Origin of the sequence: Polyangium mundeleinium (assembly GCF_028369105.1) — a bacterium.
Classification (GTDB): domain Bacteria; phylum Myxococcota_A; class Polyangia; order Polyangiales; family Polyangiaceae; genus Polyangium; species Polyangium mundeleinium.
Genome location: NZ_JAQNDO010000001.1, coordinates 8464203 through 8477870, shown reverse-complemented (window position 1 = coordinate 8477870; position 13668 = coordinate 8464203). Strand labels below are relative to the sequence as shown.

The following is a 13668-nucleotide window of genomic DNA, read 5'->3' as shown; positions in this document are numbered from 1 at the left end:
GCGCTTCGCGCTCGAAAATTCAATCGGAGGAGGCGCGGTACCCCTTCACGTCGTCGAGAACGGCGCGCGTCAGATTGGCGCCGTCGAGGATCGCGTCCGTCAGGTTCGCTTCCGTGAGGATCGCGTCGACGAGGATCGCGCCGGAGAGGTTCGCGCCGGCGAGGTATGCTCCTTCGAGATCGGCGCGGGTCAGGTTTGCGCCCTTCAGGTTTGCGCCTTTCAGGTTTGCGCCGAAGAGGTTCGCCATGATCAGGTTTGCGCCGGCGAGATTTGCGCGGGCCAGGTTTGCGCGGTGGAGCGCGAGGCCGGAGAGATCGAGCCCGGACAGGTCGACGCCCATCAGCCGCGGGTGATCCCCGGCGGCGATGAGGGCGAGGACCAGCTCTTTGCGGGTGATTTCGGCCACGGGGAGCTTCCTTGTCGTGGGGGTCAGCGCGGCGGGGGGGGCCGGCTCTCGGGCGGCGTGGCGAAGAAACGCAGCAGCCGCTCGGCGAGCGTCTCGGGCGCGGTCCAGTGCATCATGTGGCCGGCGTCGGGCAGGTCGACGTGCAGCGTGTTCGGGATGCAGGCGAGCCGCTCGGCCTCGTCGGGCAAGCGCAGGCCGTTCACGCCGCCGCTCATGTAGAGCGTGGGCGCTGTGATGCGGCGGAGAAAGCACTTGAAGGACTCGAGGTGGAACGGGACCGGCGCTGTCGTGCGGTGCATCGAATCGTAGGCCCACGACAAACGGCCCGAGTGGGTGCGCGTGAGCAGGCGCGCGCGGCTCTCGAGGATCGCGCGCGGGACCTGCGGGTGCCTGCGTGCGAGACGATCGAGGGCTTCGTCGAACGAGCCCACGGGGCGCGGCGTGCGATCGAGCGAGCGCATGTCGTCGAGCCAGGTGCGCATGCGATCGACGGCCGTGCTCGGCTCGGAGGCGGGCGCGCCGAGGCCTTCGAGCAGCACGAGCTGGTCGACGCGCTGGGGCCTTGCGCCGGCGAAGAGCGCGGCGATCGTGCCGCCCATCGAGTGGCCCACGAGGGCGAGACGCTTCGGCGCGAGGATGTCGAGCAGCGACGAGAGGTCGCTGACGTAATCGGGGAAATGGTAGTAGCCGCCGGCGCCGACGGAGTCGCTCTCGCCGAACCCGCGCAGATCGGGCGCGAGGACGTCGTGCCCGGCGCGCGCGAGGGGCTCGGCCACGAGATCCCACGTGGCGCCCGAGTCCAGGTATCCGTGGAGAAGCAGGACCGTCAGGCCGCTCGGGCGTGCGCTGGCTGGCTGGAAGCGGTGGATGTAGAGGCGGATTCCATTGACGAAGACGAGGCCCGACCCGCTCTGCACCTTGCCACCCTTAGCAGGGATGCCCCGGCGCGGATAGTTCTGCTAGCGTCCGCGCCAGCAGGCGTCGGGGGCTTTGCCCCCACCAACACGCCCGGAGGCCGGTCGATGGCTGCAGAAGGCGGCAATGGCAAGGCGGGGCCGAGCGGGGCGCGGACGTACCCCGACTTCTCGGCGCCCACCGTGGACAAGGTGATGGTCGAGGAGCGCGCGGCGGCCCTCGGCAAGCGCAGCATCAAGAAGGAGGCGAAGGTCGCGGGGCTCTTGCTCTCCATCGCGATGATGGATCTCACGACCCTCGAAGGGAAGGACTCGCCGGGCAAGGTCACGCAGCTCTGCCAGAAGGCGATGCGGCCCTCCGCCTCGCCCGAGGTGCCGCCGTGTGCTGCGATCTGCGTGTACCCGAAGCTCGTCCCCGTGGCGAAGCGCGCGCTTGCTGGATCGAGCGTGAAGGTCGCGAGCGTGGCGACGGCGTTCCCGAGCGGGCTCTCGGCGCTCGACGTGAAGCTCGAAGACGTCCGGCGCGCCGTCGCGTGGGGCGCTGACGAGATCGACATGGTCATCGATCGCGGCGCCCTGCTCGCGGGCGAGAAGACGCGCATCTTCGACGAGATCGCCGCCACGAAAGAGGCGTGCGGACAAGCGCACCTCAAGGTGATCCTGGAGACCGGCGAGCTCGGCACGTACGACCTCGTGCGCGAGGCGAGCCAGATTGCGATGCTCGCGGGCGCGGACTTCATCAAGACCTCGACGGGCAAGGTCACGCCGGCTGCGACGCCCGCCGTGACGCTCGTGATGCTGGAGGCGATCCGCGATTTCTTCTACGCGACGGGCAAGCGGATCGGCATGAAGCCGGCCGGCGGGATCCGCACGGCGAAGCAGGCGCTTCATTACCTCGTGCTCGTGAAGGAGACGCTCGGGGATGCCTGGCTCACGCCGGATCTCTTCCGCCTCGGCGCGTCCACGTTGCTCAACGACGTGCTCATGCAGCTCGAGAAGGAGCGCACGGGCGCCTACCAGTCAGGCGATTACTTCAGCAAGGACTGAAGAGGAGACACGATGACCGCCAAGGAAACGATCGCCTCTGCGACGAACGGCGAGACCCACGCGGCCCCGTCGTCGCCCGCAGCGCGCGCCGCGCTCGATTTCGGCAAGGCGTGGACCTACGCGCCCGCGCCCGAGGCCGCTGATCACGTACGGATCGATCCGCGTTACGAGCTCTTCATCGGCGGCAAATGGGTCGCGCCGTCGTCGGGCAAGTACTTCGAGACCGTGAGCCCCTCGACCGAGCAGAAGCTCGCCGAGGTCGCCGAGGCCAACGAGCGCGACGTGGATCTCGCCGTGAAGGCAGCGCGCGTGGCGTATGAAAAATACTGGTCGAAGCTCTCCGGGATCGAGCGCGGCAAGTACGTCTACCGCATCGCGCGGGTGATCCAGGAGAAGGCGCGCGAGCTCGCCATCGTCGAGACGATGGACGGCGGCAAGCCCATCAAGGAGTCGCGCGACGTCGACCTGCCGCTCGTGGCGGCGCATTTCTTTTATTACGCGGGCTGGGCCGACAAGCTCGCGTACGCCTTCCCGGGTCGCTCGCCGCGCCCGCTCGGCGTCGCGGGGCAGGTGATCCCCTGGAACTTCCCGCTGCTCATGGCCGCGTGGAAGCTCGCGCCTGCGCTCGCGGCGGGCAACACGTGCGTGCTCAAGCCCGCGGAGACGACGCCGCTCACGGCGCTCTTGCTCGCGAAGATCATCGAGGAGTGTGATCTGCCGCCGGGCGTGGTGAACATCGTGACGGGCGCGGGCGCGACGGGCGCGGCGCTCGTCGCGCATCCGGACGTGGACAAGGTCGCGTTCACGGGATCCACGGACGTCGGCAAGCGCATCCAGAAGGCGCTGTCGGGCACGAAGAAGAAGCTCACGCTCGAGCTCGGCGGCAAAGCGGCGAACATCGTGTTCGCGGATGCGCCGCTCGATCAGGCGGTCGAAGGGATCATCTCGGGCATCTTCTTCAACCAGGGGCACGTCTGCTGCGCGGGCTCGCGCCTGCTCGTGGAGGAGGGCGCGTTCGAGCCGCTCTTGCAGAAGCTCCGCGATCGCATGCAGACGCTGCGCGTGGGCGATCCGCTCGACAAGAACACGGACGTCGGCGCGATCAACTCGAAGATGCAGCTCGACAAGATCCGCGAGCTCGTCGAGGCGGGGGAGCGCGAGGGCGCGTCGCGCTTCTCGACGCCGTGCGAGCTGCCGGCGCGTGGCTACTGGTTCGCGCCGACGCTCTTCACGGGCGTCTCGCAGTCGCACCGCATCGCGCGCGAGGAGATCTTCGGGCCGGTGCTCGCCGTGATGACCTTCCGCACGCCCGACGAGGCGATCGAGAAGGCGAACAACACGATGTACGGCCTCAGCGCGGGCGTCTGGACCGACAAGGGCTCGAAGAGCTTCTGGGTCTCGCAGCGGCTGCGCGCGGGGGTCGTCTGGGCGAACACGTACAACAAGTTCGATCCGAGCTCTCCGTTCGGTGGTTACAAGGAGAGCGGCTTTGGCCGCGAGGGCGGCCGGCAAGGGCTCTTGCCGTATCTCGAGGTGGACTGATGGCGCGTACGAAGGACAGCAAGGTCAAGGACAACGAGCGCGCGCCTCTGCAGGACGACGTGGACGCGAGCGAGAACGGGTTCGTCTTGCCCGAACGCCTGCGGGTGAGAAAAGCCTACAAAATGCTGGTCGGCGGGCAGTTCGTTCGATCGGAGTCGGGCAGGTACATCCAGGTGGCGGATCCGATGAGCCTCGGAGGGACGAAGGAAAACGTGCCGTGGGCGTCCCGCAAGGACGTGCGCGACGCGGTCGTCGTGGCGCGCGGCGCGTGGGAGGGGTGGTCCGGCCGGACCGCCTACAACCGCGGGCAGATCCTCTACCGGCTCGCGGAGATGCTCGAAGCGCGGCAGGGCGAGCTCGCGCGCGCGCTCGAGCGCGGCGGCCTCGAAGCGTCGCGCGCGGCGGCGGAGACGGCGGCCGCGATCGATCGCGTGGTCTCGTACGCGGGCTGGGCGGACAAGTACCAGAGCTTGTTCTCGAGCTTGAATCCGGTCGCTGGGCCGCACTTCAACTTCACGGTGCCCGAGTCGATGGGCGTGGTCGGCGTCGTCGCCCCCGCGCGGCCGGCGCTCCTCGGGCTCCTCGGCGCGGTGCTGCCGATCATCACGGCGGGCAACACGGTCCTCGTGCTCGCGAGCGAGGCGGATCCCCGCACGGCGCTCGTGCTCGGCGAGGCGCTCGCGACGAGTGATTTGCCGGGCGGCGTGATCAACGTGCTGACGGGCCGCGCGGCCGAGCTGCTCCCGCACCTCGCGAAGCACATGGAGGTGGCGGCGCTCGATCTGCACGAGGTGACGCCGGAGCTCGCGCGCAAGGCGGAGGAGGCGGCCATCGTGAACGTGAAGCGCGTGCGGACGCGATCGATCGACGAGGCGGCCTGGTTCGACGCGGAGAGCGCGACGAGCCCGCGCTGGATCGAGCGCTTCGTCGAGATGAAGACGATCTGGCATCCCTCGGGCGTGTAGGCGACGCCCTCCGCTCTTCTTCCCCCCGCACCATCCCCGTTTGCATACGTGATCCCGGCCGCGTGACCGAGACGCGGTCACGCTTGCGCCGACGCACGCGAAGGCGAGCCGCGTGCGAGGGTGGCCTTGCGTGCACGCAAATCGAGCGATGCCGCGTGCGAGGTGATCCTTGCACGCGCGCGAAGGCCGCCAGCGACGTTGGTTGGACGCGCTTGCACGCGTGCAAGGGCGACCGCGCATACAGATGGCTCGTGCTCGCGTGCGTGCAAGAGCTTCCGTGACGTGGGCGGGATGCTCCTTGCGTGCGTGCAAGAGCTTCCGTGCCGTGTGCGAGATGCCTCTTGCACGCGTGCAAGAGCTTCCGTGCCATGGGCGGGAGGCCCCTTGCTCGCGTGCAAGCGCCGTCTCCAGAGCGGGGATCGTCGATTTGCGTGCGTGCAAGACACGCCGTGCAGAAGCGGCGGGGGGTTTTGCGTCGTGGATCCGGAGGAATCGTCGAGGGCGGGACGGATCCCGCCCCGCGTTCCAGCTCCCGCAACGACTTCCTCCGCCGCCTCTGAAGCGCTACACCCCGCCCGTGCGCGCCCTCTTCTTCGGCACCCCCGCCATCTCCGTCCCTGCGCTCGACGCGCTCCACGCCATCGCCGAGATTCCGCTCGTCGTTTGCCAGCCCGATCGCCCTGCTGGCCGCGGCCTCGAGCTGCGCGCGCCGCCCGTCAAACAGCGCGCCCTCGAGCTCGGCCTGCGCGTCGAGCAACCACTCAAGGTCAAGACACCGGATTTCGCCCGCCTCATCGCCGAGACGAACGCCGACGTCGCGCTCGTCATCGCGTATGGCCGCATCTTGCCGAAGGCCGTGCTCGACGCGCCTCGCCGCGGCTGCATGAACCTGCACGCCTCGATCCTGCCCAAGTACCGCGGCGCAGCCCCGATCACGTGGGCCATCGTGAACGGCGAGCGCGAGACGGGCGTCTGCCTCATGCAGATGGACGAGGGCATGGATACGGGCCCCGTCTACGCCACGCACCGGATCCCGATCGGCGAGGACACGACCGCCGACGAGCTGTACGTCGAGCTCGGCGAACTCGCGGCGCGGGTCGTGCGGGAAGATCTCGCGCGCGCGGTGGCCGGGGACCTCGTCGCGGCGCCGCAGGATCACGCGGCGGCGACGATGGCGCCGATGCTGGAGAAGGAGCACGGCCGCATCGATTGGTCGAAGCCGGCACGCGCGGTGCACGATCACGTCCGCGGCATGACCTCGTGGCCCGGCGCGTTCACGACGTGCGCGGGCAAAGGGCTGAAGGTGCTCGCCACGCGCGTGGCCACCGAGCAAGGCGTGCGCGGCGCGCCCGGCACCATCACGGCCGCGGACAAATGGGGCGTGGAGGTCGCGTGTGGCGCGGGCGCGATCACGCTCGTGCGCGGGCAACTCGAAGGACGGAAGCCTCTGTCCGCGCAGGAGCTCGTCGCCGGTCGTGCCCTCACGAAGGGCATGATCCTCGGCGCTTGACGTCGCCCTCGCTCGACCTACCCCGCGCGCTTCTTGCGCTTCTTCTTCGCCGGCTTGGGCTTCGCCTCGCCGCTCTCGTCCTTCGTTCCGTCGCTGCCGCCCTGGGCCTTCGTCGTCTCGGAGAGCTTGCCGGGGTCGGCGCAGCAACGGAAGCCCGTCTCGTAGAACGTGAACGTCGGCTCGTGCGCGTCGTTCGTGCCGCGACAGCCCGTCCACGGCTTCGCCCAGAACCCGCCCATGAGCGCGCCGGGGAACTTGCGTCCGGGCCGCGTCGCCACCCACTCCTCGACGTTGCCCATCATGTCGTAGATGCCGAACGGCGAGACACAACTGAGGTACGAGCCGCTCGTCGACCCTTGCCAGAGCTTTTCGAGCTCCTTCTTTTCGTCCTCGCCGCCGGCCGCGAGCGCCCGCGCGTCGAACGGACGCCAGCCTTTGTCGCTGTTGCATTGCGTCCGGTTCACCTGCCAGCCGTACGCGAGCGGCCTGCGCTCGCCGCCCTCGCAGGCGAGCTCCCACTCCTGCTCGCTGCACACGCGCTTGCCTCGATCGCCGCACCAGCGCTCGGCCATGCGGAACGACTGCATCACGAGCGGGCGCGCGCCGCGCCGATTCGGGGCCTCGAACTGATCCATGCAGACGCGGATGTCCGTCCGCGCCCCTTCCTCCCCCGTCAGGCCCTCGAAATAGGCGAAGCAATGCGTGGTCTTCGCGTCCTTGCGGGGGTCCGTGCAGAGGTGCTGCACCTCGTCGGCGTGCGTGCCCGCGACGAGGCGCATGTCACTCGGGCACTCGGGGGTCGGGCCTGGATCGAGCGAAGGCGCTGCGGGGACGTGCAGCAGGAAGGCAGCGAGGGACAACGTCGCGACGACCGGATCGAGCAAGCAGCGGCCTCCAGCTAAGGAAAAGGCTGCCCGCGCGCTCGCGCCCGCGCCTTGGCGGCAGAGCAGAGGAGCAGCCTGCTCCCGGGCGCATGGTACCCGCCCGGGACGTGGGCGCTAGCCGTGGCGGGCTCATCAAAACCTGGGAGAAGGTCCTACGGCACCCCCGGGGCCCCCGAGAGCGGATGAAATCTCCCGCAGAGGCCTGGCATGGCGCGTGCGTCGTGTCTACGTTGACCGCCGCCTCCGAGACCCCGCTCGGGCGTTGCTTGCTCTACGGGGCTCGGGAGGACACACCAAACCGATTGACGCTATTCGTGGGCTGGCCTCTGTAGGGTCCAGCAATTGCCGCCGATGCCGGTCGAAGCTGCTCCCGTCCCGGGTAGCTTCGCAGAGGAGATCGTCTCATGTCGGAAAAGAAAAACCCGCCGAGTCAGCCGCGTTCCGAGGAGGAGGTGGTCTTCGGCGACGAGCTCCCGGTCCTCCCCATTCGCAACGCCGTGCTGTTTCCGGGAGCGGTCGCGCCGTTCGACGTGGGCCGTGAGAAGAGCGTCGCGCTCGTCGAGGACGTCGACAACCTTCCCGGGCCGGTGATCGCGATCTTCGCGCAGCGGGATCCGTCGACGGATGATCCCGCGGCCGAGGATCTTTTCCCGGTCGGTTGTGCGGCCCGCGTCCTCAAGGCGCTGAAGCACAGCTCCGGCAACTACTCGCTCATCCTCCAGGGCCTGACGCGGATCCGTCTCGAAGGCGTGGTCACGATGTCGCCGTACATGAAGGCGAAGATCCGTCGCATCGAGGAGCCCGCGACGGAGGACGTCGAGGCCGAAGCGCTCGCGATGAGCCTGCGCGACATCGCCAAGCAGGTCATCCAGTTGATGCCCGAGCTGCCGCGCGAGGCGGGCTCGCTCATCGACTCGATCCAGGCGCCTGGCGCGCTCGCGGATCTCGTGGCGGCGAACCTCGACGCGCCCGTCGAGGAGAAGGCGCAGCTCATCGAGACCGTGGACGTGAAGGAGCGCATCCGGAAGGTCCTGCGCCTGCTCACGCGGCAGCTCGAGATCCTCAAGATGCGCGAGCGCATCAACTCCCAGATCAAGGAGGAGATGGGCAAGAACCAGCGCGAGTACGTGCTCCGCCAGCAGCTCAAGGCGATCAAGGAGGAGCTCGGCGAGGACGACGGCGATCAGGGCGATCTCGACGGCCTGGAGGATCGCATCGCGAAGGCGAACCTGCCGACGGAGGCGGAGACCGTCGCGAAGAAGCAGCTCAAGCGCCTGCGCACGATGCAGGTGGGCTCGGCCGAGTACACCGTGGTCCGGACGTACCTCGACTGGATCCTCGACATCCCGTGGACGCAGTCGACGACGGACAACCTCGACATCGCGGCGGTGCGCAAGGTCCTCGACGAGGATCACTACGGCCTCGAGAAGGTGAAGAAGCGCATCCTCGAGTACCTCGCGGTGCGCAAGCTGAAGCAGGACAAGAAGGGACCGATCCTCTGCCTGCTCGGGCCTCCCGGCGTCGGCAAGACCTCGCTCGGGCGCAGCATCGCGCGCGCGCTGGGTCGGAAGTTCCACCGCGTCTCGCTCGGCGGCGTGCACGACGAGGCGGCGATCCGCGGCCACCGGCGCACCTACGTCGGCGCGCTGCCCGGCCAGATCATCCAGGGCATGAAGAAGGCGTCGACCGTGAACCCGGTCTTCATGATGGATGAGGTCGACAAGATCGGGCACGACTTCCGCGGCGACCCGTCCGCGGCGCTGCTCGAGGTGCTCGACCCGGAGCAGAACAACACGTTCGCCGATCACTACCTCGAGATCCCGTACGACCTGTCGCACGTGATGTTCGTGGCCACGGCGAACACGGCCGACCCGATCCCGCCTCCGCTGCGTGACCGCATGGAGATCCTCGAGATCCCGGGCTACACGCGTCGCGAAAAACTCGCGATCGCGCGGCAGCACCTCCTGCCGAAGCAGCTCTCGGATCACGGCCTCACGCAGGAGCAGCTCGAGATCACCGATCGCGCTCTCGAAGAGATCATCGATCGGTACACGCGCGAGGCGGGCGTCCGCTCGCTCGAGCGCCAGATCGCGAGCGTCATCCGCGGCGTGGCGGTGAAGGTGGCCGAGGGCGAGACGCAGAAGCGTCGCGTCGACAACGAGGACGATCTGCACGAGTTCCTCGGCGCGCCGAAGTACACGAGCGAGGTCGCCGAGCGCACGGCGGACACGGGCGTGGCCACGGGCCTCGCGTGGACGAGCGTGGGCGGCGAGATCCTCTTCATCGAGGCGACGCGCATGTACGGCACGGGCAAGCTCCAGCTCACGGGGCAGCTCGGCGACGTCATGAAGGAGAGCGCGCAGGCGGCGCTGTCGTTCGTCCGGACGAATGCCTTGCGGTACGGCATTCCGAAGGACTTCCTCGACAAGAGCGACCTGCACATCCACATCCCCGCGGGCGCGATGCCGAAGGACGGTCCGAGCGCGGGCGTGACGATGTTCACGGCGCTCGTCTCGCTCCTGACGGGCCTCAAGGTCCGGCACGACGTCGCGATGACGGGCGAGATCACGCTGCGTGGTCGCGTCCTGCCGATCGGCGGCCTCAAGGAGAAGGTGCTCGCGGCGCACCGCGCGGGGATCAAGCGCATCATCGTCCCCGAGCGCAACCGCGCGGACCTCGAAGAGGTGCCGAAGGAGGTCGTCGACGAGCTGCAGTTCTTCTTCGTGAGCCGCATGGAGCAGGTGCTCGAAGCGGCGCTCGAGTCGATGCCGCAGCCGACGCCGGAGGGGACCGAAGAGGCGCGCGACGGCGAGAAGAAGGACGCCGAGAAGCACCCCACGGCCAGCAGCAACTGACGCGGGTTTGTCCGAAATGAACCTCGGGGGTGGTGCTTCGCGCGCCGCCCCCGATGTCTTTTGTGGCGCCTTTCCCAGGCTCGCCCGACGTGCGCGGAGCGGGAGACCCGCGGCGGACAAAAATGTTAATGTGGCGGGCGGATGAAGCCCTGTCCCAGCTGTCAGTGGATGCTCAAGGACACGGACACGGTCTGCAACATGTGCGGAGCGTCCGTGGGAGGAGGCGCGGGAGCACCGGCGCCGCCCCCGATGGGTGGAGCGGGGGCCTACGCGCCTCCGGGGCCCCCAGGGATGGGCGGCGGCTACCCCGCGCCCCCGCCGAAGATCAACGCCGGTGGGATGTCGCCTCCGGCGCCCGTCGCGCCCGGCGCCTATCCGCCGCCGCCGATGGCCGGAGGCGGGATGCCGGCCGCGAGCGCGTTCTCGTCGGCCGACGTCGACGACAGCCCCATGCGCTCACCCTGGGCGCGTGAGGCGCCGAAGCCCGCGCCGCAGCAGCCGATGGGCGCGCCGCCCGGGATGCCCGCGGCTCCGCAGTTCGGCGCGCCGCCCGCGCCCGGCGGGATGCCGTTTGGCCAGGCGCCGCTCGGCGCACCGCCCATGAATGCGCCGCAGATGCCCGGCGCGCCTTCGTTCGGACAACCGCCGATGGGGCAGCCGATGGGGCAGCCGGCGCCGACGTTCGGCAATCCAGGCATGTCCGCGCCGCCGATGGCAGTGCCGCAGATGGCGCCGCAGATGGCGCCGCAGATGGCGCCGCAGATGGCGCCGCAGATGGCGCCGCAGATGGCGCCGCAGATGGCGCCGCAGATGGCCGTGCCGCAGATGATGCCGCCGGGCGGCATGGGCGCGATGCCCGCAGCGCCGCCGCGCCTGACGGGGCCGGGTCAGCTCGGCGGAGTCGCGCCGCCGCCGATGGTCGCGCCGCCGCCGATGATGTCTCCGGGCGGCCTGGGAGGCGGGCTCGGGCAGCCGCCGATGGTCGCGCCGCAGATGGTTTCGCCGGGCTCGTTGTCAGGGCCCGCGGGCGCGCCGCCGGCAGCGGTGGCGCCGTCGGGGCAACGCGTGCTCGTCGGTTTCCTCGTGACGTTCCAGAACGATCCGGGCGGGAGCTTCTGGGCGATCCACAGCGGTCGCACGCAGCTCGGCCGGAGCGGCGGGGACAGCGGCGTGGACATCGCGGTCTCGGACGGGAGCACGTCGTCGCGCCACGCCACGATCCACGCGGATCCCGCGACGGGTCAGGCGTTCGTCGAGGACGACAACTCGCGCAACGGGACGTTCTTGAACGAGCAGAAGCTCGTGCCCGGCGATCGCCGCCAGCTCCGCGACAACGATCGGCTGCGCCTCGGCAGCACGACGTTTGTCGTCAAGCTCCTGGTGTCCTGAAAAGAATCGAGCGAACCGCGCGCGTGGGGCGAACGTGCACCACGCGCGCGGTGTTGCGTGTCAGGGATTGCCGCCTGCGCCGCCCGCGCCACCGGCGCCACCGGCGCCGCCCGCACCACCTGCGCCGTCCGGGCCCGCGTCAGGCATCGTGCACGCGCCGGCATCCGCGTCGGTGCGGCAGCGCTTCTCGCCCATCGCGACAGTGACGCAGAGGTTGGAGGCGCAGTCTTCGTTGACGAGGCAGGTCTGGCATTCGCCGCAGGTGTTGCCGCAGACGACGCCGCAGTCGATGTCGCCCTCGATCGAGTCCTTCTTCCCGTTGTCGCACAGGGGGTTCTTCGCGCACTTCAGGATCCCCATGCTGTCTTTGGCGCAGTTCCGGGAGGCACAGTCGGCATTCACCACGCACCGGGAGCCCTCTATACAACCGATGCCGCAGATCGCGCCGCAGTCGGTCGAGGGTTCATCGGGATCCTGCACGTTGTTCGAGCAGGTCGCAGACGCACCGGGAACAGCGCACTCGAAGTACTCGACCACGACCGGCTGCGCGCCACTGAGCGGCGTCTTCTCGTCGGTCGGCATGTCGATCGCGCTCGGCGGGTAGAAGACGCGGAACCGCACGAAGCCGTTCACGCCGACGGTGCCCGGGTTGGACAGGAACTCGGCGCGCGGCATGAGCTGGTCGTAGTCCTGCTCGATCGCCTGATCGCCGTCGCACTTCGCGAGCTGCAGCCGGTTGAAGCGATGCGTTTCGCCGCTCGGGCACTTCGTATCGATGAGCTCGCGCTCCGTGATGGCCTTGACCGAGAAGGAACCACCGCAGATCTGCTGCTCCGAGGAGCAATCCACGGCGCCCGCGTCGCCCGGTCCGCCGTCGGGGATGGAAGGCTCCGACTCGATCGAGATCGCAAACGCCCCATCCGCGTCGACGGCGCCCGCGCCGCACAACGTCGCGTTGCCGTTGACGATTGCAAACGCCGCGGTCGTGACGGGGAACTCGGCGACGTCGAGCGGCGGATCGAAGATGACCTGTCCGCCGGCCGGGCTGTCGAACACGCAGAGGTCGAGTTTGTCGCGCTTGAGGAAGCTCCCTCGGCGCGGAGAGGGCTGGGCGGGATCGTTGGGCGGGACGTTCAGGTCGGTGACGACCGCACCACACCGGTCCGTCACCTCCTGGGCGAACTTGCGGTAGCAGTTGTTCGTGTCGCCGAGCCAGCCGCAGAGATCATCGAGGTTGTCGGCGGGGCTGCAGGCGGCGAGGTACGCGCCGATGACGGTCGGGATGGCGGTGAGGGCGAAGGCGAGCCGAAAGCGCATGGGGCGAGTTTACGTGAACGACACGCATCCGGACTACATCCGCGCGCGTCCTTCCCGTCTCGTGCGCCGGCTCGGGGGAGGGGAGGGCGGTTCGCTCAGAGCTCGGTGTACGGCCCCGGGACGCCGTACACGTCGTCGGTGCCCGAGTACGCGAACATCCCCCAGCAAACGAGCTTGTGCTTGAGCGCGAAGGCGACCGACTCGGAGAGGCCCGTCTTCGGCGCGAGGACCGCGAGGTTCGAGCGGCGCACCCCCCACCAGCCCGGACCGTGATCGAGCAGCGATTCCTGCAGATCCCGCGTGGCCGCGAAGTGGTCGTCGAGGACGGCAAGGCGGAGCCGGAGGAACTGCTGCGGCTCCCCCTCCTTCTTCTCGCCCGTGGGGAAGTCGAACCAGTAGAGGTTGTCGCGCGCCTTCTGAGGCTCGATCTTGAGCCCCTGGGTCTCCAGGAACCGCGCGAAGTCCTCCGGCCCGAGCCGCTGCGTGACCGGGCGGGTGTCGACCTCCTTGCAGACCTCGTCCTTGATGACGAAGCCGTTCAGCGAAATGCTGGGGTCCGCCTCGCCCTCCGGCGTCGCCACATGCTCATCCGGCGAAGGCAAATCGCTCGGATAGTCGATGCCAGCCTCGAGCCCGACGCAGCCGAGGCCGCCAAGCGCGAGTGCGAGGGATAGAAGGACACTACGTTCTGCGAGATACGTCACGGTGCACTCCCCAGGCGTCGCGCGAGCGACGTCGGATCCTGGCATCATCTTGTCCACAGCCGCCCCGATCATTCAACGGTCTCGGCGAGAAGGCCAAACTCATGAGCGATCATTTGGCCCCGCGACCAGGGTATC

Annotated in this window: 11 protein-coding genes; 6 read left to right on the top strand and 5 right to left on the bottom strand. The window is 69.1% G+C overall.

Annotated features, from left to right (window positions below; all coding sequences use genetic code 11):
• Positions 1–19 precede the first annotated feature (19 nt).
• The gene (locus POL67_RS33665; protein ID WP_271924709.1) at positions 20–406 is read right to left on the bottom strand and encodes a pentapeptide repeat-containing protein; all 387 of its coding nucleotides are present in this window, start codon (positions 404–406) and stop codon (positions 20–22) included.
• 23 nt (positions 407–429) lie between these two features.
• On the bottom strand, positions 430–1323 hold the full coding sequence (locus POL67_RS33660; RefSeq protein ID WP_271924708.1) for an alpha/beta fold hydrolase: 894 nt from the start codon (positions 1321–1323) through the stop codon (positions 430–432).
• Between the two features lie 105 nt (positions 1324–1428).
• Between POL67_RS33660 and deoC the strand changes: the two genes are divergently transcribed.
• The 4 genes from deoC to fmt all read left to right on the top strand — a co-directional run bounded on the left by deoC (position 1429) and on the right by fmt (position 6384).
• Positions 1429–2367, top strand: a complete 939-nt coding sequence (gene deoC, locus POL67_RS33655) for a deoxyribose-phosphate aldolase (protein ID WP_271924707.1) — start codon at positions 1429–1431, stop codon at positions 2365–2367.
• 12 nt (positions 2368–2379) lie between these two features.
• Positions 2380–3909, top strand: a complete 1530-nt coding sequence (locus POL67_RS33650) for an aldehyde dehydrogenase family protein (RefSeq protein WP_271924706.1) — start codon at positions 2380–2382, stop codon at positions 3907–3909.
• Positions 3909–4874 carry an aldehyde dehydrogenase family protein gene (locus POL67_RS33645; RefSeq protein ID WP_271924705.1) on the top strand — a complete coding sequence of 322 codons (966 nt, stop codon included), beginning with the start codon at positions 3909–3911 and terminating at the stop codon, positions 4872–4874. Before POL67_RS33650 ends, POL67_RS33645 begins: the two co-directional genes overlap by 1 nt.
• A 577-nt stretch (positions 4875–5451) precedes the next feature.
• Positions 5452–6384 carry a methionyl-tRNA formyltransferase gene (fmt, locus tag POL67_RS33640; RefSeq protein ID WP_271924704.1) on the top strand — a complete coding sequence of 311 codons (933 nt, stop codon included), beginning with the start codon at positions 5452–5454 and terminating at the stop codon, positions 6382–6384.
• A 17-nt stretch (positions 6385–6401) separates the two neighbouring features.
• Here fmt and POL67_RS33635 read toward each other — a convergent pair whose 3' ends face one another.
• Positions 6402–7268, bottom strand: coding sequence for a formylglycine-generating enzyme family protein (locus POL67_RS33635; protein WP_271924702.1), 867 nt, complete (start codon positions 7266–7268; stop codon positions 6402–6404).
• A gap of 404 nt (positions 7269–7672) precedes the next feature.
• On the opposite strand from POL67_RS33635, the gene lon reads away from it, so the two are divergent.
• Both lon and POL67_RS33625 read left to right on the top strand, forming a co-directional pair.
• Positions 7673–10123, top strand: coding sequence for an endopeptidase La (gene lon, locus POL67_RS33630; protein WP_271924700.1), 2451 nt, complete (start codon positions 7673–7675; stop codon positions 10121–10123).
• 141 nt (positions 10124–10264) lie between these two features.
• The gene (locus POL67_RS33625; RefSeq protein ID WP_271924698.1) at positions 10265–11512 is read left to right on the top strand and encodes an FHA domain-containing protein; all 1248 of its coding nucleotides are present in this window, start codon (positions 10265–10267) and stop codon (positions 11510–11512) included.
• A 60-nt stretch (positions 11513–11572) separates the two neighbouring features.
• Here POL67_RS33625 and POL67_RS33620 read toward each other — a convergent pair whose 3' ends face one another.
• Complete coding sequence (locus POL67_RS33620; protein ID WP_271924696.1) at positions 11573–12829, bottom strand: hypothetical protein; 1257 nt, start codon at positions 12827–12829, stop codon at positions 11573–11575.
• Positions 12830–12924: 95 nt separating this feature from the next.
• Positions 12925–13533 carry a hypothetical protein gene (locus POL67_RS33615; RefSeq protein WP_271924695.1) on the bottom strand — a complete coding sequence of 203 codons (609 nt, stop codon included), beginning with the start codon at positions 13531–13533 and terminating at the stop codon, positions 12925–12927.
• Positions 13534–13668: the final 135 nt, after the last annotated feature.

Bases quoted from the DNA above. Each gene is read 5' to 3' on its own strand.
- POL67_RS33625 (WP_271924698.1), top strand. From the start codon at position 10,265: ATGAAGCCCTGTCCCAGCTGTCAGTGGATGCTCAAGGACACGGACACG.
- POL67_RS33650 (WP_271924706.1), top strand. From the start codon at position 2,380: ATGACCGCCAAGGAAACGATCGCCTCTGCGACGAACGGCGAGACCCAC.
- POL67_RS33645 (WP_271924705.1), top strand. From the start codon at position 3,909: ATGGCGCGTACGAAGGACAGCAAGGTCAAGGACAACGAGCGCGCGCCT.
- lon (WP_271924700.1), top strand. From the start codon at position 7,673: ATGTCGGAAAAGAAAAACCCGCCGAGTCAGCCGCGTTCCGAGGAGGAG.
- deoC (WP_271924707.1), top strand. From the start codon at position 1,429: ATGGCTGCAGAAGGCGGCAATGGCAAGGCGGGGCCGAGCGGGGCGCGG.
- POL67_RS33620 (WP_271924696.1), bottom strand. From the start codon at position 12,829: ATGCGCTTTCGGCTCGCCTTCGCCCTCACCGCCATCCCGACCGTCATC.